Source organism: Pedomonas mirosovicensis (genome assembly GCF_022569295.1).
GTDB classification, from domain to species: Bacteria; Pseudomonadota; Alphaproteobacteria; order Sphingomonadales; family Sphingomonadaceae; genus Pedomonas; species Pedomonas mirosovicensis.
The window spans coordinates 2,080,752-2,099,016 of record NZ_JAKFIA010000001.1 but is presented as its reverse complement, the minus strand read 5'-3'; the positions used below and the strand labels follow the sequence as shown (position 1 = coordinate 2,099,016).

The 18,265-nt window shown below is 66.3% G+C and carries 15 protein-coding genes and 1 pseudogene; 8 read left to right on the top strand and 8 right to left on the bottom strand.

Annotated features, from left to right (window positions below):
* Positions 1 to 261 precede the first annotated feature (261 nt).
* The 6 genes and pseudogenes from L0C21_RS09950 to L0C21_RS09925 form a co-directional block, all read left to right on the top strand.
* Positions 262 to 1,563, top strand: a complete 1,302-nt coding sequence (locus L0C21_RS09950) for an adenosylmethionine--8-amino-7-oxononanoate transaminase (RefSeq protein ID WP_259278204.1) — start codon at positions 262 to 264, stop codon at positions 1,561 to 1,563.
* A gap of 1 nt (position 1,564) precedes the next feature.
* Positions 1,565 to 2,740 carry an 8-amino-7-oxononanoate synthase gene (gene bioF, locus L0C21_RS09945; RefSeq protein WP_259278203.1) on the top strand — a complete coding sequence of 392 codons (1,176 nt, stop codon included), beginning with the start codon at positions 1,565 to 1,567 and terminating at the stop codon, positions 2,738 to 2,740.
* Positions 2,737 to 3,402 (top strand): dethiobiotin synthase, encoded by a 666-nt coding sequence (bioD, locus tag L0C21_RS09940; RefSeq protein WP_259278202.1) that lies wholly within the window; start codon positions 2,737 to 2,739, stop codon positions 3,400 to 3,402. The genes bioF and bioD overlap by 4 nt, the downstream gene beginning before the upstream one ends.
* A gap of 76 nt (positions 3,403 to 3,478) precedes the next feature.
* Positions 3,479 to 3,859, top strand: a complete 381-nt coding sequence (locus tag L0C21_RS09935; protein ID WP_259278201.1) for an NADH:ubiquinone oxidoreductase subunit NDUFA12 — start codon at positions 3,479 to 3,481, stop codon at positions 3,857 to 3,859.
* Between the two features lie 46 nt (positions 3,860 to 3,905).
* On the top strand, positions 3,906 to 4,403 hold the full coding sequence (mlaD, locus tag L0C21_RS09930; RefSeq protein ID WP_259278200.1) for an outer membrane lipid asymmetry maintenance protein MlaD: 498 nt from the start codon (positions 3,906 to 3,908) through the stop codon (positions 4,401 to 4,403).
* A gap of 7 nt (positions 4,404 to 4,410) precedes the next feature.
* Positions 4,411 to 4,791 (top strand): annotated as a pseudogene (locus L0C21_RS09925) (DUF2155 domain-containing protein); the annotation flags it as partial.
* A 35-nt stretch (positions 4,792 to 4,826) separates the two neighbouring features.
* On the opposite strand, the gene aat reads toward L0C21_RS09925, so the two are convergent.
* The 4 genes from aat to aroQ form a co-directional block, all read right to left on the bottom strand.
* Positions 4,827 to 5,642, bottom strand: a complete 816-nt coding sequence (gene aat, locus L0C21_RS09920; RefSeq protein ID WP_259278199.1) for a leucyl/phenylalanyl-tRNA--protein transferase — start codon at positions 5,640 to 5,642, stop codon at positions 4,827 to 4,829.
* Between the two features lie 316 nt (positions 5,643 to 5,958).
* On the bottom strand, positions 5,959 to 7,302 hold the full coding sequence (gene accC / locus L0C21_RS09915; RefSeq protein WP_259278198.1) for an acetyl-CoA carboxylase biotin carboxylase subunit: 1,344 nt from the start codon (positions 7,300 to 7,302) through the stop codon (positions 5,959 to 5,961).
* A 188-nt stretch (positions 7,303 to 7,490) separates the two neighbouring features.
* A complete protein-coding gene (gene accB / locus L0C21_RS09910) occupies positions 7,491 to 7,958 on the bottom strand; it encodes an acetyl-CoA carboxylase biotin carboxyl carrier protein (protein WP_259278197.1) in 468 nt (155 codons plus the stop codon).
* Positions 7,959 to 8,017: 59 nt separating this feature from the next.
* Entirely contained in the window at positions 8,018 to 8,461 is a 444-nt protein-coding gene (aroQ, locus tag L0C21_RS09905; RefSeq protein WP_259278196.1) for a type II 3-dehydroquinate dehydratase, read from the bottom strand.
* 218 nt (positions 8,462 to 8,679) lie between these two features.
* Between aroQ and thiS the strand changes: the two genes are divergently transcribed.
* Positions 8,680 to 9,672, top strand: a complete 993-nt coding sequence (gene thiS / locus L0C21_RS09895) for a sulfur carrier protein ThiS (RefSeq protein ID WP_310593368.1) — start codon at positions 8,680 to 8,682, stop codon at positions 9,670 to 9,672.
* A 480-nt stretch (positions 9,673 to 10,152) separates the two neighbouring features.
* Here the strand turns inward: thiS and L0C21_RS09890 are convergent, their stop codons facing one another.
* The 4 genes from L0C21_RS09890 to L0C21_RS09875 form a co-directional block, all read right to left on the bottom strand.
* Positions 10,153 to 10,713: a sugar O-acetyltransferase gene (locus L0C21_RS09890; protein ID WP_259278195.1), complete on the bottom strand. Its 561-nt coding sequence runs from the start codon at positions 10,711 to 10,713 to the stop codon at positions 10,153 to 10,155.
* Between the two features lie 141 nt (positions 10,714 to 10,854).
* A complete protein-coding gene (locus tag L0C21_RS09885) occupies positions 10,855 to 11,631 on the bottom strand; it encodes a DsbA family protein (RefSeq protein ID WP_259278194.1) in 777 nt (258 codons plus the stop codon).
* Between the two features lie 52 nt (positions 11,632 to 11,683).
* A complete protein-coding gene (locus tag L0C21_RS09880; protein WP_259278193.1) occupies positions 11,684 to 13,072 on the bottom strand; it encodes a M48 family metalloprotease in 1,389 nt (462 codons plus the stop codon).
* 445 nt (positions 13,073 to 13,517) lie between these two features.
* Entirely contained in the window at positions 13,518 to 16,292 is a 2,775-nt protein-coding gene (locus L0C21_RS09875) for an Rne/Rng family ribonuclease (protein WP_259278192.1), read from the bottom strand.
* Between the two features lie 618 nt (positions 16,293 to 16,910).
* Between L0C21_RS09875 and L0C21_RS09870 the strand changes: the two genes are divergently transcribed.
* On the top strand, positions 16,911 to 18,182 hold the full coding sequence (locus L0C21_RS09870) for an N-acetylmuramoyl-L-alanine amidase (RefSeq protein WP_259278191.1): 1,272 nt from the start codon (positions 16,911 to 16,913) through the stop codon (positions 18,180 to 18,182).
* Positions 18,183 to 18,265: the final 83 nt, after the last annotated feature.

Below are 18,265 nucleotides of genomic sequence, written 5' to 3'. Positions count from 1 at the left end.
CGTTGCGACCCGAGGGCAAGGCGCGCCAGCGAGTCGCCGGACGATCTTCTCCCTCATGTAAAACTATCGCATTGAGTCGATTAACAGGGCGTAAAATAAAAGAACTTGAGATTGAAACAACTTCGCGGCGGATCTTGAACGATGCTCTGCCCGGCCGGTCGCCGGCCCTGCCGATTGTCCGGCAACCGCGAAAGTGCTTTATGCCCCTCTCCGGGCGCGCGTCGCCCGAGGGATGACGACGTAGAGGAAGGAAGGCCGGGCATGGCACAGGCGGCAGGCGACAACCCGCGCTGGTTGGCTGAGGGACGGGGCCACCTCTGGCTGCCCTACACCCAGATGAAGACGGCGCCTGAGCCGCTGCCCGTCGTCTCGGCCGAGGGCGTGCGCCTGCGCCTGGCGGACGGCACGGAACTGGTCGATGGCATTGCCTCCTGGTGGACCGTGGCGCACGGCTACCGCCATCCGCACATCGAGCAGGCGGTGAAGCGCCAGCTGGAAACCCTGCCGCACGTGATGCTGGGCGGGCTGGCGCACGAGCCGGCGGCAACGCTCGCCGCCCGGCTGGCGAAGATGCTGCCCGGCGATCTCGACCACGTGTTCTTCAGCGAGTCCGGCTCCGTCTCGGTGGAGATCGCCCTCAAGATGGCGGTGCAGTACTGGCTCAACAAAGGCGAGCGGCGCACCCGCTTCCTCAGCTTTACGGGCGGTTACCATGGCGACACGTTCGTCACCATGAGCGTGTGCGACCCGGAAGAGGGAATGCATACGATGTTCCGGGGCGTGGTGCCGGAGCAGCTGATCGCGGACCTGCCGACGGATGACGAGACGGCCGCAAGGCTGGACGCGCTGCTGGAGACCCACGGCCACGCGATTGCCGCCGTGGTGGTGGAGCCGCTGGTGCAGGGCGCGGGCGGCATGAAATTCCATGATGCGGAGACGCTGCGCCGCCTGCGCGCGGCGTGCGACCGGTACGGAATCCTGTTGATCTTTGACGAGATTTTCGTCGGCTTCGCGCGGACGGGGCTGGGGATGTTCGCCTGCGCGGCGGCCGGGGTGCTGCCGGACATCATCACCCTCTCCAAGGCGCTGACCGGCGGCACGCTGCCGCTGGCGGCAACGGTGGCGCGTGCCCGCGTGTTCGACGCCTTCTGGGACGACGACCCCCTGAAGGCTCTGATGCACGGCCCCACCTACATGGGCAATGCGCTGGCCTGCGCGGCGGCCAACGCCTCGCTGGATTTGTTCGAGCGGGAAGACCGGCTGGGGCAGGCCCAACGCATCGAGCGCCAGCTAAGCGCGGAGCTGGAGCCTGCGCGGGGCCTGCCGGGCGTCAGGGACGTGCGGGCGCTGGGCGGCATCGGTGTCATCGAACTCTCCCACCTTGGCGACGCGGCATGGCTGAAGCAGCGCTTTCGCGAACTGGGGGTCTGGCTGCGCCCGTTCGGGACCATCCTCTACACCACGCCGCCGCTCACCATCGGCGAAGGCGACCTGCGGCACCTGACCGGGGCGCTGGTGACGGTGGCAGGCGAGTGGTCGGATCGATTCGGAAAAGGCGAATGAAATGAAAAGCCTGAACGATATGGCTGAGGCGAAGCTGGAGGCGCTGGAGAAGCTGCGCCTGCGCCGCTCCCTTGCTGTCAGCGACCGGCTGCCCGATGCGGCGGTCGAGCGGGACGGCAAGCGGCTCGTCTCCTTCAGTTGCAACGATTACCTGAACCTCAGCCACGACCCGCGGGTCATCGAGGCGGCGGTTCTGGCGACGCAGCGCTATGGCGTGGGGGCAGGGGCATCGCGCCTTGTCACCGGCAACCATCCGCTGTTCGCGGAACTGGAGATGCGGCTCGCGCGCCTCAAGGGCACGGAGGATTGCATCGTCTTCGGCTCGGGGTATCTCGCCAACACCGGCATCCTGCCCGTGCTGGCGGGCTCCACGGACCTTATCCTGGCGGACGAGCTGAGCCATGCCTGCCTGCTTTCCGGCGCGCGGCTCTCGGGCGCGAAGACGCTGACCTTTCGCCACAACGATATGGCGCACCTCAAGGAACTGCTGGACGCGCACCGGGGCGCGCACCCCCACTGCCTCGTGGTGACGGACGGCGTCTTCTCCATGGATGGGGACATGCCGCCGCTGCCCGAACTGGCGGCGCTGTGCGCGCAGCATGACGCATGGCTCTTGACCGACGATGCCCACGGCGTCGGCGTGGTGGGCGGCGGGCGCGGCTCCAGCTTCGCCTTCGGGGAGAAGGTCCCAGAAAAGGTGCATGTGCCGCTCCAGATGGGCACGCTTTCCAAGGCCATCGGCGGCTATGGCGGGTATCTGTGCGCCTCAAGGCCGGTCATCGACCTGATGCGGACGCGGGCGCGCACCTTCGTGTTCTCGACCGGCCTGCCGCCTGCCAGCGTGGCGGCGGCGATCGCGGCGCTCGATATCATCGCGGGCGATCCGAAGCTGTGCGCCCGACCTGTCGAGTTGGCCCGGTTGTTCTGCTGGCAGATGGGGCTGCCCGCGCCCCAAAGCCCGATCGTGCCGGTGATCGTGGGCGAGGCGGCCAGGGCCTTGCGGCTGAGCGCGGCGCTGGCCGAGGCGGGCTTCCTCGTCACTGCCATCCGCCCGCCGACCGTGCCGCGCGGCACGGCCCGGCTGCGCTTCACCTTCACCGCCCGGCATGAACCGGAGGATGTGGAGCGGCTGGCGGAGACCCTGCAGCGGCTGATGAGCGTGGAGGAGGTTGCGTGAGCGCCCTGTTTGTTACCTCGACCGGAACCGATATTGGCAAGACCCATGTGTCGGCCCTGCTGCTGCGCCAGCTGCGGGCCAAGGGCCTCAATGCCCTGGGCCTGAAGCCGGTGCTGAGCGGTTATGAGGATGCGACGCTGAAGGACTCGGACCCCGCCCGGCTGCTGGAAGCCATGGGCGAGGCCCCGAGCCCGGAGGCCATCGCCACCATCAGCCCGTGGCGGTTTCGCGCAGCCCTGTCGCCGGACATGGCGGCGAAGGCCGAAGGCCGGGCGCTGCCTTATGCGGAGATGGTGACGTTCTGCGAGGAAACCGCCGCCCGCCACGAAGGCCCGGTGCTGGTGGAGGGCGTCGGCGGCGTGATGGTGCCGCTGGATGACACCCACACCGTGCTCGACTGGATGGCCGACCTCGGATTTCCCGCCATTCTGGTGGCAGGGACCTACTTAGGGACCATCAGCCACACGCTGACGGCGCTGGCGGTGCTGGAAGCGCGGCGCATCGCGGTCAAGGCGGTGGTGCTCAGCGAGACCGAAGGCGCAACCGTGCCGCTGGTGGAGACGGTGGCCACACTGCGGCGTTTCTTTAATGCGGACATTCGCGTCGTGCCGCGCGGCGGAGACGATAAAGCGCCTGATTTGACCGATCTTCTGCCCGAATAAGCGCCGCCGCTCTGGACAGAGGCGGCACGATGCCGCTAAAGCCGCCTTTCAAGGATTGTGAAGTGCCGAGGAAGCAATGGGCCTGTTAGCGCGGACTTTCACCTGGTGGAACAACCAGACCTGGGGCACGTGGCTGTTCACGAAGCGCCGGGGCGAACTGGTGGGACAGGACGCGGATGGAAACCAGTACTACCGCGAGCGGAATGGCTGGAAGCGGTGGGTGATCTATAACGGCGACGTCGAGGCAAGCCGCGTGCCGCCGGAATGGCACGCCTGGCTGCACCACACCGTTGATGCGCCGCCGAGCGAGAAGCCGCCGGTGGTGAAGCCGTGGGAAAAGCCGAACCAGCCCAACCTGACCGGCACCCCGGCCGCCTATGCGCCTCCGGGCGCGTTGCAGGCTGGCGGCGTGCGCGCGCCCGCCACGGGCGACTACGAGGCCTGGCGGCCTGAATAAATTCATCCCTGCCTGAAGTGGCCTGCCTGAACGGGAGCCGAGCGGAATGCAGCTCAAAGAAAGCCTGGTCGAAGCGCTGATTGGCGCAGTGGTGCTGGCGGTTGCCGCCCTGTTCCTTGTCTACGCCTACAGCAACACCGCCGTGGGGCGCGCGGGCAGCGGCTATCCGCTGGTGGCGCGGTTCCCCAGCGCCGTGGGCGTCAACGTGGGCACGGACGTGCGGATCTCCGGCATCAAGGTCGGCACAGTCACCAAGCAGGAGCTGGACCCGCAGACCTTCCAGGCCAAGGTGACCTTCACCGTGCAGAACGACGTGCAGCTGCCGGTCGATACCATCGCCAAGATCGCCTCCGAGGGCATTCTGGGCGGCAGCTACATCGACCTGTCGCCGGGCGGCGAGATGGACACGCTGAAGCCGGGTGAGGAAATCGAGCAGACGCAGGGTTCGGTCGATCTGATGAGCCTCATCGGCCGGGCCATCTACAGCGCAGGCGGCAACAAGTCCGAGGGCGGCGAGACGCCGCCTCCGGCGAGCGCGGAGTAAGATCCCCATGCGCGCTGCTCTTGCCGCCCTGGCTGCCACGACGGCGCTTGTCCTGGGGGCAGGCGCGGCACTGGCGCAGAGCAGCAGCGCTCCGGCCGAGGATGCGGAAACGCCGAAGGCGGAACAGCAGCGCGACTCCGAAACCCTGCCGACGCCGGTCGCCGAGCGGGTGGCGACGCTGGTGGTGCTGGACAAGTTCACCTCGACGACGGAAACCTTCGAGGTGCACCCCGGCGAGGACATCACCCATGGGCGGCTGGTGATCCATGTGCGGAGCTGCGAGGCGAACCCGCCGTGGGAGCGGCCCGAGTCAGCCGCTTTCCTGCAGGTGGACGAGCGCACCCGCCAGGGTGCGGTGAAGCGGGTTTATTCCGGCTGGATGTTCGCCCGCGCTCCCGCGCTTCATCCCTTCGACCACCCGGCCTACAATGTCATGGTCAAGAGCTGCAAGATGAGCTTCCCTGACAAGGGCGAAGACACGGTGGTGCTGACCCCGCCTTCCGCCTCTTCCCCGCCCGAGGCCCCGGCAGCTGCCGAGGGTGACGGCGAATAACAGGCCGGCTGAAGCTGGCCCGCCTTCTCTGGCGCAACCGATGCAGGCGCGCCGCCATTCTCCCCATAGGAATCAATGGCGTAGAAGTCTCCCTCCGCCTCCAACGCGGCGCGCAGCCGCTGGCGGTAATCCATGCGGCTGATTTCAATGGTGCCGAACTGGGCCAGATGGGCGGTCAGAAACTGGGTGTCCAGCAGCTGATAGCGGCCAACCCTGAGGCGGGCTACCAGATGGACGAGCGCTACCTTTGAGGCATCCGTCGCCCGGCTGAACATGCTCTCGCCGAAGAAGGCCGCGCCCAGCGCCACGCCGTAAAGGCCGCCGACCAGCTTGCCCTCGTGCCAGCACTCCACCGAGTGGGCGAAGCCCTTCTCATGCAGGGCGGTGTAGGCATCGAGAATGCTGTCGTTGATCCAGGTCTGCTCCCGCCCCGGCTTCGGCTCGGCGCAGGCCAGCATGACATCGCGGAAGCAGTGGTCGACCGTCACCGTGAACCGGTCCTGCCGGACCGTCTTGGCGAGCGAGCGGGGGACATGCAGCCCCTCCAGCGGCAGGACGCCCCGCCGCCGGGGCTCGACCCAGAACACTTCCTCGCTGTCGCGCTGTTCGGCCATGGGAAATACGCCAGCCGCATAGGCGCGGATCAGCAGCGCGGGCGTCAGCGTGAGATGTGGAGGCGCGTGCATATAGCTTAATATAGCACAGAGGCCGAATGTATCCGCCAGTTCTCGTTTTTCCCGCCTACCGTATTCTGGTGGCGTTTGGCGGATATTCAGCGACTGGCGGAAGGTTTGGATTTGCAGGGGGAATGCTCAGCCAGTGGCTTCGCCCCCTGCAACCCCCACTCCTTTGTCCGGGTGTGCGCGCGATGCCGGGCGCGGCCCGCTGAACGAATGGGGGCGTGGGGGTCCAAGACCCCCACAAAGAATGAACGCGAACAAAAGCAAAAGGCCGCCGCGTTCATCACGCGACGGCCCTTGTCTCTGAAGCGCTGCCTTGAGCTTACTTCTGCTCGGCCAGCCACTTCTCCAGCCATTTGATCGAATAGTCGCCGTTCAGGAAGTCCGGGTTCTCGATCAGCGCCTGGTGGAGCGGGATCGTGGTCTTGGGACCGTGGATCACATACTCCTCAAGGGCGCGCTTGAGGCGCATCAGCGCATCGTTGCGGTTCTGCCCGTAGACGATGAGCTTGGCGATCATCGAATCGTAGTAGGGCGGGATGCGGTAGCCATCGTAGAGCGCGCTGTCGACGCGCACGTGCAGGCCGCCCGGCGCGTGGTAGTCCGTCACCTCGCCGGGGGCGGGGGTGAAGGTGCGCGGGTCCTCGGCGTTGATGCGGCACTCGATGGCGTGGCCTTCGAGGCGCACGTCCTTCTGGGTGACGGAGAGCGGCAGGCCGGCGGCGACGCGGATCTGCTCGCGCACCAGATCGAGGCCGGAGATCATCTCGGTGACCGGGTGCTCCACCTGAAGACGGGTGTTCATTTCGATGAAATAGAACTTCTCGTCCTCATAGAGGAATTCCATGGTGCCCGCGCCGACGTAGCCCATCTTCTCGATGGCCTTGCGGACGATCTCGCCCATTTCCTCGCGCTGCTGGGCGCTGAGGGCAGGCGACGGGGCCTCCTCCAGCACCTTCTGGTGGCGGCGCTGGAGCGAGCAGTCGCGCTCGCCCAGGTGAATGGCGTTGCCGTGGCTGTCGCCCAGCACCTGGAACTCGATGTGGCGCGGGTTGGAGAGGTACTTCTCCATGTAGACCGTATCGTCGCCGAAGGCGGCCTTGGCCTCGGACTTCGCCTGGCCCATCAGGCTTTCCAGCTCGTCCTCGGACTGCACGACCTTCATGCCGCGTCCGCCGCCGCCCGAGGCGGCCTTGATGAGCACGGGATAGCCGATCTGCGCGGCGATCTCGCGGGCTTCCTCGAAGCTGCTGAGCGGGCCCGGCGAGCCCGGCACCAGCGGCAGGCCCAGCTCGGCGGCGGTCTTCTTCGCCACCACCTTGTCGCCCATCTGCTGGATGTGCTCGGGCGCGGGGCCGATCCAGGTCAGGCCATGCTCCAGCACGATCTCGGCGAACTTGGCGTTCTCGGAGAGGAAGCCGTAGCCGGGGTGAACGGCGTCGGCGTGGGTGATCTCCGCCGCGGCGATGATCGCCGGAATATTCAGGTAGGACTGGGCCGGAGACGGCGGCCCGATGCACACCGCCTCGTCGGCCAGCCGCACGTGCATGGCGTCGGCATCGGCCGTGGAGTGTACCGCGACGGTCTTGATGCCCATTTCCCGACATGCGCGATGGATGCGGAGGGCGATTTCGCCGCGATTGGCGATGAGTACTTTTTCAAACATGCCTCAAACCTTTCGGGATGGCGGCTTTTCTGGAAATCTGCGCGACCAGTGCCAAGAGGTACTGCGGGCGCGCCGGCTGGATACCGCGCTCCCGGAACAGATGGACCTGCCGCGACCGCGAAACGCCCCGCCGGAGGACGGAGGCGCGGCCGGGCGGCAGGCCCTTGTCACTCTCAGGTCTACAACGCTCATTCAATGATCAGCAGCGGCTCGCCGAATTCAACCGGCTGCTCGTTGCTGACCAGAATCTGCGTGACGGTGCCGCCGCGCGGCGCCGTGATGGGGTTCATCACCTTCATCGCTTCGATGATGAGAAGGGTCTGGCCTTCCTTCACCTGGGTGCCAACCGAAACGAACGTCGGTTTGCCGGGCTCAGGCGCCAGGTAGGCGGTGCCGACCATCGGCGAGGGGACGACGCCCGGGTGCTTGGACAGGTCGGCCTCGGCCGGAGCCGCAGGCGCGGGGGCTGCGGCAGCCGGAGCGGCCGGTGCGGCGGCAACCTGAACCGGCGCAGGCGCGGCGACGACCGCATTGGCGGCGGCGACCTGACGGGCCACGCGCACGCGGCGTTCGCCGTCCACAACCTCGATCTCGCTGAGATCGGTGTCCTTCAAGAGTTCCGCGAGCTCGCGAACCAAATCTTTATCAACCTGCATGACTGTTGCAGCTCCCTTTCCGGGCATCATATTCCCCTGATATTTCGTCGCGGACTGAATCAGAATTGCGCGGCCGCTTCAAGCGCCAAGATATATCCGTAAGGTCCAAATCCCTGGATAACGCCCTTCGCCACCGGTGAGACGAATGACCGGTGACGGAACGGCTCGCGTGCATGTGGGTTCGACAAATGCACCTCAATGACCGGTAAGGCAATGGCCTTGATGGCATCGTAAAGCGCCACGGAGGTGTGGGTGCAGGCGCCGGGGTTGAAAATAACGCCCGTGCAGGCCTCCCGCGCCTCGTGCAGCCAGTCGATCAGCTGCCCCTCATGGTTCGATTGCCGGAACGTCACCGAAAGGCCCAGTTCCTTGGCCCGCTTCTCAACCATCGCCTCTATGTCGGCGAGCGTCGCCGAGCCATAGACCCCCGGTTCGCGGGTGCCGAGCAGGTTGAGATTGGGGCCGTTCAGAACGAGCACCCGCCGGGTGTGGCTATCGACCATGCAGTCTTGTCTTTCCACTGTTGCTGTTAACCTTCTATAGAGAAGATGAGAGGGCCCGGCGAGGGCTTCTCTCGCATTACTCCACAGGAGGCGCATCGCCTTGCAGAGCGATCGGAACGGCCGGGCACAGCCAGGCATTGTTCCGCATGTCGCCTGCGTAGCGAAGCGGCTCTTATAATGGCCATGTATTCCTCAGGTAAAGCAGTCGAGTCCAAACAATGATCCAGATCCTGCTGAATGGCGAAACGAAGCGGTTGGAGGGCGAGTCCACCATCACCGACCTCCTGGGCACGCTGGGGCTGGAGCCCGGCAAGGTGGCGGTGGAGCGGAATCTGGAGATCGTTCCCAAGTCCGCCTACGAGGCCACAAAGCTTGCCGATGGCGACAAGCTGGAAATCGTTCACTTCGTGGGCGGCGGCGATCACGGCGCGCTCGACCCGGCGGCGGACACCTGGACCGTGGCGGGCCGGACCTTCCGCTCCCGCCTGATCGTCGGCACCGGCAAGTACAAGGATTTCGAGGAGACCGCGCGGGCCGTCGAGGCCTCCGGCGCGGAGATGGTGACGGTGGCCGTGCGCCGCGTGAACGTCTCCGACCGCAACCAGCCCATGCTGACCGACTTCCTCGACCCGAAGAAGTACACCTACCTGCCCAACACGGCGGGTTGCTACACGGCGGAAGACGCCATCCGCACCCTGCGCCTCGCCCGCGAGGCCGGCGGCTGGAACCTGGTGAAGCTGGAAGTGCTGGGCGAGCAGAAGACCCTCTACCCGGATATGGTCGAAACGCTCCGGGCGACCGAAGTGCTGGCCAAGGACGGCTTTGATGTGATGGTCTACTGCTCGGATGACCCGATCATGGCCAAGCGGGTGGCGGACGCCGGCGCGTGCGCCATCATGCCGCTGGGCGCGCCCATCGGCTCCGGCCTTGGCCTGCAAAACCCGGTGATGATCCGCCTGATGATCGAGGGCTCCAAACTCCCGGTGCTCGTTGACGCAGGCGTCGGCACCGCCTCCGATGCCGCCGTCGCCATGGAACTGGGCTGCGACGCCGTGCTGATGAACACCGCCATCGCGGAAGCGAAGAACCCCATTGCCATGGCCCGTGCCATGAAGCTGGCAGTGGAAGCCGGGCGGCTGGCCTACCTCGCGGGCCGGATGCCCAAGAAGCGCTACGCCGACCCGTCCTCGCCGCTGGCGGGGCTGATTTGATTTAAGATGGGTTGCTAAGCGCTTGTTTCTGCAGAGGGTCTTAAACCCTCTGCGCTCCCGTTAGCTTATAGGGCCGTGTTTCCAGAGCGATCTGGAAGCGCGGCCTTTTTCATTGGCTGCGCCTGATCCGAAGGCGCTTCTTCAGTGCTCCGTCGCCCGACAGCCTCGAACGCGGCAGGCGCCCGCCTGCACGCAGGCCCTCCGCCGCATTCCTTCTGCAAATGTCATTTATGACACTTTACCGAAAGGCGGGCTGAATCCTGGGAAGGGGGCGAGGTAAAAGGGGAAGGCGCTTGTTCTTCAACGGCGAGTTGCGGCACCGTGATTGTCTACCGGCTCCGCGGCTGCGGGCTCGGGTTAGCCGCTAGCGCTCGGTATGAGCCGAGTTTCGGCTGGATGTTTCCTAGGGCCGCTGCGGAAATCCCGGCTTTTGCACGCGCCTGCCCGTGATGGCGGCATGCGAGCTTGGGCGGAGTTGGCTTATTCGTCGCCGATCAGGCGAATGACCTGCGCCGGGTTTCCTGCAACGAGGGTATTGGGCGGAACATCCTTGGTGACGACGGATCCGGCGGCGATGACGGCGTTCTCGCCGATTGTGACGCCGCCGATGATCGTCGCGCCCGCTGCGATCCAGACGTTTCTGCCGATCACGATGGGCTTGCCGATGGTCACGGCGCGGCGCTGGGCAGGGTCAAGGGGATGGCTCGTCGTGATAATGTTCACGTTCGGCCCGATCATCACGTCGTCGGCGATGTCGAGGCCGCCGAGGTCGTAGAAGGTGCAGTTCTGGTTGATGAAAACGTTCCGCCCGACCCGTATTTCGGTGCCGCCAGCGGTGTAGAACGGCGGGATCAGCAGAAAGCTTTCATCGACCTTCTGCCCGATGAGCTGGCTGAACAGGGTGCGGATTTCGTCTGCATCATTGAACGTCAAGCGGTTGAGGGTGGCGGTAATCGCCATCGCCCGCCGGGTGCTCGCCACCATGGCTGCCGAGTCCGGCGTCCTCCTGTGGATCGTCCTGATGCGGCTCTCACACGACATTCGTGGCTTCCCTCAGCCCGTGGTTGGGGGTGCGTCCGGTGCGGGACGAAGCGTGAGGCCCTGAAAATGCAAGGGAGGTGCAGGAGGGGAGTCTGCTGTTTGTGCGCCTCCGCGCACGGGGCCCCTCCTGCGAAGACAAAATTACTTCCCCGCCTTGGCGGCCCGGGCCTTGGCGACGGCTTCCTTGAGGTCGTTGTAGTCGACCGCGCCGGAGATGATCTGGTCGCCGATGACGTAGGTGGGCGTGCCGGAGAGGCCGAGGTTGCCCGCCAGTTGCAGGTTCTTGGCGATTTCCTGCTCGATGTCGGCGTCGTTCATGTCGGCGGCGAGGCGCTTCTCGTCCAGCCCGGCCTCGCGCACGGCGGTGACCAGCGTTTCCTGGGTCATGCGGCCGGGAGCCGAGAACAGGGCGTCGTGCAGGTCGTAGTAGCGGCCCTGCTTGGCGGCGGCGAGCGCGGCGATGGCGGCGCGGCGGGAGAGGGGCTCCGCGCCCTCGCGGTCGAGAATCGGCAGGTCGCGGAAGACGACGCGCAGGTTGGGGTCTTCCTTGATGAGACGCTTCAGGTCCGAGTGGGACTTGCGGCAGAACGGGCAGCGGAAGTCGAAGAACTCGACCAGGATCACGTCGCCCTTGGGGTTGCCGGCTTCCGCGCCGGGGAAGGGCGTTTCGATATCCGCCCGGTAGGTTTCGAGCACCTTCACCACTTCGCGGCGCTGCAGCTCGGCGACGGCTTCGGGAATGATCTCCGGATGCTCAAGGATGTACTGGCGGACCAGGGCCTCGATCTGCTGCTCCTGCTGGGGCGTGAAGTCGGTCTTGACCCGGCCCTCGGCCTCTGCGCGCGGCACGGGCGTCAGCGCCAGGAGGCCAGCTCCCACCGCAACGAGCAGGACAAGGGAAACACCAATTCTATTCATGGGCTTGTCACCAGAGATTGAGAAATGTTCGAGAGAAAGGGCGCATGCCTGCTCAGCCCCGGCGGCGCCTCTTGCCCTCACCGTTTCTGGCGGCTTCTGTGGCAATGAGCAAGATGTCCTGCGCCCGTAACCATTCCGGCGTGTTCTTCGGCAGCCCGGCGACGGCGCGGCGGGCGTGGTAGGCCACCTCCGCCGGGTTGGCATCATATTCGAGGCTCAGCCGCTCGGCGGAGGCGAGGGCCGCGCGCGGTTCATCGCCCAGGCGCGCATAGGCCATGCCGAGCTGGAACCAGGCGAAGGGGTTCTCGTGGTCCTGCGTCACCACCCGCCGCAGGATGGTGATGGCCTCCTTGGCCAGTTCGGGGTCCTCGGTGCTGACGAGGGCATGGCCGAGGGTGGTGGCGATGAGCGGCTCCTTCGGCGCAACCTTGACCGAGTGGCGCAGCGGCGCAATCGCCTCCTGAACCCTGCCGGATTCCAGCAGGATCTGGCCCTTCATCTCCAGGAAGTAGGGGTCATCCGGCGCCTTGGCGAGCAGGGCGTCCACTTCCGCCTCGGCCTTCTCGCGCTGGGCCATCTTGTGCCAGGCGTAGGTGCGGGCCAGGCGGGCGGGGACGGACTTGTCCGTCTCCGGATACATCTGGAAGGTGCGGGCAGGCTCGTTCACGAAGCCGGCCAGCTTGGCCTTGAGGCGCAGGAACTCGGCCTGCTGGGCCGGGTCCATCGGCTTGTTGTAATAGGGCGAGGCGGCCACCCGTTCCTGCAGCTTCTCGATACGGTCGCCAGTCAGCGGGTGGGTGCGGACATAGGCATCCTGCGTGTAGCCGTAGCGGAACTCCTGCTCCTGCAGCTTGCGGAAGAAGGTGATGAGCCCCTTGCCGGAAATGCCGGCCCGCTCCATGAACTCCGCGCCGGCCTGGTCGGTGACGGCCTCGACCGAGCGGGAATAGGCCAGGTAATTGCCCTGCGCCATGGACTGGCCCGCCGCCATCGCCGCCATGCCCGCATCGCCCCCGCCCGCCGCCATGGCGGCCACGCCAACCAGAAGGCTGAGCAGGCTGATGTTGCCGACCTTGGAAATGGCATCATCCGAGCGGATGAGATGCCCACCCGCGATGTGGCCGGTTTCGTGGGCCAGCACGCCGATCAATTCGTTGACGTTATCGGCCGTCAGAATCAGCCCGGAGTGAACGAAGATGTTCTGCCCGCCCGCAACGAAGGCGTTAATCGACGGATCGTTCACCAGATAGAAGCTGATGGAGCCCGGATTGAGCCCCGCGGCCTCGAAGATCGGCTGCATGATGGTGTGAAGGAACCGCTCCGTCTCCGCATCCCGCAACAGGGATTGCGCCCGCGCCGGGCTGGAGATCACCAGCAGCGCCAGCAGGAACATGGCCACGAAAGACCTGAGCCGGGACAGAGGAGCGAACAGCTTCATCATGCGCGCAAGAGTGGCAATCCGCCGCCGCCTCGTCAATCGAGCAGACGTCCAGCCGGGGCTCGGCAGCGCCAGCGGGTGATGGGGGTGTGAAGTTTGTTTTTGCAGGGGATTGAGGCCCCTGCGCCCCGTTCATTTTTATGGGGATGCGCTCTTTGGGAGGCAAAGAGCCTGCTCGTTTAGGGAGGGGCGAACACGGCCGCGCCGGCAAGTTGTCCGTGGGTGTGTTCCAATAACAAAGAAGGCCAAGGGGGCGCTCAGCCGTGGCTTCGTCCCCTTGGAACTTCCGTTCGCTTCTGGGGAACGGGCCCGGTCAAACCCGCGTGCGTGCCTCTGCATTCCGGCAGGCGCTGCCATCCATGCAAGGTGCGCGGCCCTTTCAAACGAAACGGCCCCGCGCCTTGGGGGACGCGGGGCCGGATCGGATCAGCCTTGAGAGGCGGGCGGCTTAGCTGCCGTTGAAGGTGCGCTGCCACCAGCCCCGGCGCGCCGGGCGCGGCTCGGCGGCAGGCTCCGCCGTTTCGTTGGCGGCGCCGGCGTCTTCATTGGCGGCTGCCGGTGCGGAAGCTGCTGCCGGCTCCGGCGCGGTGGCGACCGGCGCTAAGGCAGGCTCCGAAGATGGCTCGGCTCCGGAGTCCTCGGCTGCCGGAGCGGCAGGCGCGGCTTCCGGCGCAGCCGGGGCGGTTGCCGCCGCAGCGGCCGCCTTGGTGGTCTTGCGGGTGCGGCGCGGGGCCTTGGCCGGCTTTTCCTCGGGGACCGTGCTCGCAGCCTCGGCCTCCGCGGCCTTTGCCTTGGTGGTACGGCGACGCTTCGGCTTGGGAGCCTCTTCCGCCGGCGCTTCCGCTTCCGCTTCTGCTTCCACGGCCACGGCCTCGGTCTTCGCCTTGGCCTTGGTGGTGCGGCGGCGCTTCGGCTTGGGAGCCTCTTCCACCGGCGCTTCCGCTGCGGCGGTTTCAGCCGGGGCGGCTTCCGCCGGCGCTTCCGCTTCGGCCGGAGCAGCGGCGATGGGTTCGCCAACAGCCTCGGTGACGGCTTCGGACACCGCTTCCATCACGGCCTCGGACACCGGCGCGGCGGTTTCGGCCTCGCTGATGGACGGCGCCTCCATCCCCTCGGCAGCGGCATGGCGCTCGCTCCGATCACCGCGGCGGCGGCGGCGACGACGGCGGCGACGCTCGCCCTCGGCGCCGTGCTCACCGGCGGCCTCGGCGTGGGTTTCCTCGCCGTTTCCGGCAGGGTGGGCTTCATCGTGGAGGGCATCGCCTTCCTCGCCGCCCTCGGCAGCGTGATGCGGCTCGGTGCCGACCTCGCCATTCCGGCGACGGCGACGGCGGCGACGGCGGCGACGGCCGCCGCGATCCTCGTCACCCTCGGCGCGGGCCTCGCGGGCTTCACGACCCTCACGGGCCTGGCCGTTGGCCTTGGCGGTGGTGGTCTCCTCCGCCTCGTCCTCGACGTCCTCCTCCTCCTCGAGGATGTTGTCTTCTTCCTCCGGCTCCTCGGCGGGAACCGGCTGGGCGGCCAGCTCAACCGGCGCGATGGCCGGCGGCGGGCCGGAGCGCTCGATCTCGTAATTCGGCACGATGAGATCGGCCTTGGGCTCCACCTCGATGGTGATGCCGTAGCGGCCTTCAAGCTCGGTCAGCTCGGAGCGCTTGCGGTTGAGGATGTAGATGGCGATTTCGGACGGCACCTGCAGCAGCAGGTGCGAGGCGCGGGCCTTGATCGCCTCTTCCTCCAGCGCGCGCAGGACATGGAGCGACGAGGACTGGACGGTCCGCAGGAAGCCCGCGCCGTTGCAGTGCGGGCAGACGTGGGTCGATGCCTCCAGCACGCCGGTCCGCAGGCGCTGGCGCGACATTTCCATCAGGCCGAAGTTGGAGATGCGGCCCACCTGGATGCGGGCGCGATCGTTCTTCAGCGCTTCCTTCAAGCGGCGCTCGACATTGCGGACGTTGTTCTTGTCCTCCATGTCGATGAAGTCGATGACGATGAGACCGGCCATGTCGCGCAGGCGCAGCTGGCGGGCGATCTCCTCGGCGGCCTCAAGGTTGGTCTTGTAGGCCGTCTCCTCGATGTTGTGCTCCTTCGTCGCCCGGCCGGAGTTGATGTCGATGGACACCAGCGCCTCGGTCGGGTTGATGACGATGTAGCCGCCGGAGCGCAGCTGCACCACCGGGCGATACATGCTCTCCAGCTGCGCCTCCACCTGGTAGCGGTGGAAGAGGGGCACGCGGTCGCGATAGAGATGCACCTTCTTGGCGTGGCTCGGCATCAGGAGGCGCATGTAGTCCTTGGCGGCGCGGTAGCCCGCTTCGCCCTCAACCCACACCTCGTCCACGTCGCGCGAGTAGATATCGCGGATGGCGCGCTTGATGAGGCTGCTGTCTTCATAGATCAGCGCGGGCGCGATGGACTTGATCGTCTGCTCGCGGATCTCGTCCCACAGTCGGGTGAGATAGTCGAAGTCGCGCTTGATCTCGGTCTTGGTGCGCTTGAGGCCCGCCGTGCGGATGATGCAGCCCATGCCGGCCGGCAGTTTCAGCTCGGCCATGATGGACTTGAGGCGACGACGGTCGGTCTGGCTGGAAATCTTGCGGGAGATGCCGCCGCCATGGGTGGTGTTGGGCATCAGCACCGAATAGCGGCCGGCCAGCGACAGGTAGGTGGTGAGCGCCGCGCCCTTGCCGCCGCGCTCTTCCTTCACGACCTGCACGAGCAGGATCTGGCGGCGCTTGATGACTTCCTGAATCTTGTAGCGACGACGCAGGGCCGTGCGCCGGCGGCGCATTGCTTCCTCGGCTTCGTCCTCGTGGTCGTCCTCGCTTGCCTCGGTGGCTTCCGATGCCTCGCGGGCCTCGCCCTCGGCGGCTTCAACGTCCTCGCCGGCGTCCTCGTCGTGATCGGCATGGTGGTCGGCGTCGTCCAGCCGGGTTGCGGCGGCCTCTTCCTCAAGCAGGGCTTCACGATCCTCGTGCGGGATCTGGTAGTAGTCCGGGTGAATTTCGCTGAAAGCAAGGAAACCGTGGCGGTTGCCGCCGTATTCAACGAAGGCCGCCTGAAGCGACGGTTCTACCCGAGTAACCTTTGCGAGATAAATATTGCCTTTAAGCTGCTTCTTGGTTGCTGCTTCAAAATCAAATTCTTCAATACGAGTGCCGCGCACCACGGCAACCCGGGTCTCCTCCGGGTGGCGGGCGTCGATTAACATGCGAGTTGACATTCAAGATTCTCCATGCGCGCAGCCGGGCGGGCGCGCAAAGGCGTCTGGCGCGAACGGCTGCGTGTGTCTGAGACAACAGCTGCCCGCGTGAACGGGGCAGCACAAAACGTTGCAGGGGCCGGATGTTCAACGGCCGTACGTCCGGGAGCGCGGCACAAGGGAGGCGTTCCATCCTCTCCTTAGCTCCTTCGCCCGACGATCGGCCCATCGATTGCAATCCTTGTCGTCAAAGCGCTCCGTCAGCCTGGCAATACTCGCGATCCCAACAGGGGGCCGGGTGGCAGGGGGACGACGCTGACCGCGTTGAACACCGAAACTGTAACATTTGGACAGCTAACACCAATTTAGGCGATCCACAACCCAACTCCGACAGGAGATGCGCCCAAGGAGCACGGTTTGTCGGTTCAGTGCTTGTTCAGCAAGCCTTGGCCGATTAATGTGGCCCGCAAACCCAAGCATACGATCGATAACACAGCAGCGATTAATCCTTTAATTGGGCGGCAGCAAACAGGCGTGAGTGCAGGACAGGATGCAGGGGGCGGCCCTTGGCGGGTCGATTGGGGCGTTTGCCCAGAACAGGTTGCCTGCTGGCAGGCTGTCTGGCGTGTCGCGTGCGCGGTGGCGTTCTGCGTTCTGGCGCTGGTTCTGATCGGCGCGCCGGGCACGGCCGAGGCGGCGCGGATCACGGCGGTTTCCGCCAGCGGGCAGGGGGCGGACGCGCAGGTGACGGTGGAACTGGACGGGCCGTTCGACGCGCCGCGCCTGTTCTACCTCGATAAGTCGCCGCGCATCGTCATCGATTTTCCGGGCGTCTCCGTCAGCGGCGCGAAGCCTTCGGGCAGCGGCGGGCCGGTCAAGTCGGTGCGGCTTGGCCAGAATACCCCGCAGCTGGGCCGCCTCGTCATTGATCTGAACAGCGACGCCGTTGCCGTGGTGGATGCGGCGGGCGTGCCGGGCCGCCATGCCCTGCGGCTGCAGGTGAAGGCGACGGATCGCGCCGGGTTCGTTGCCGCGCTCAGGCAGGGCAGCCGCAGCCTCGCGCTTGCGGCCGCGCCGGTCCAGGCCGCAGCGGCTGAGGCCGCGCCGGCAACCCAAACCGCCGCTGCCGCGCCCGCGCCGGTTCCCCAGGCTCCCGCCGCGCCCGCGCTGGCTCCCGCGGCGCCGGTTGCGCCGACGGCCCTGCCGATCGTTGTCATCGATGCGGGCCACGGCGGGCAGGACCCCGGCGCGCCCAGCATCCTCAAGGGCAAGTGGGAGAAGGAAGTCACGCTCGCCATCGCCAAGGCGATCAAGGCGGAGCTGGACCGCTCCGGCAAGGTGAAGGCGGTGCTCACCCGCTCCACCGACATCTTCATTCCGCTCGGCCGCCGGGTGGAGATCGCCCGCGAGGCCGGGGCCAACCTGTTCATCTCCATCCATGCGGATTCCATCGCCCGCCCGGACGTGCACGGCGCCACCGTCTACACCCTGTCCGAGAAGGCGTCGGACAAGGAAGCCGAGCGGCTGGCCGCCAAGGAAAACAAGGCGGACATCATCGCCGGCATCAACCTGGGCGCGGAAAGCCCGGACGTGACCGACATCCTCATCGACCTCGTTCAGCGCGAGACCATGAACCTGTCGGCCGAGTTCGCCGGCATCGTGGTGCGGGAAGTGGGCAAGCACCGCTACTTCCATTCCAACAACCATCGCTTCGCGGGCTTTCGCGTGCTGAAGGCGCCGGACGTGCCCTCGGTGCTGCTGGAAACCGGCTACATGTCCAACGAGGGCGATTCCAAATACCTCTTTTCCAAGGCCGGGCAGGCCACCATCGCCAAGGGCGTGCGGGCTGCCGTCGAGGCCTATTTCCAGCGTACCATGGCGCAGACGGCTTCGATCGCCGGCGCGTCCTGACCTGGATTTCAAGGAGTCCTGAAGTTTTGGGGAGCCGTCGCACCGTGACCAGCGTCTGCGCGTTTCCAGTCTGCCGTATTAGC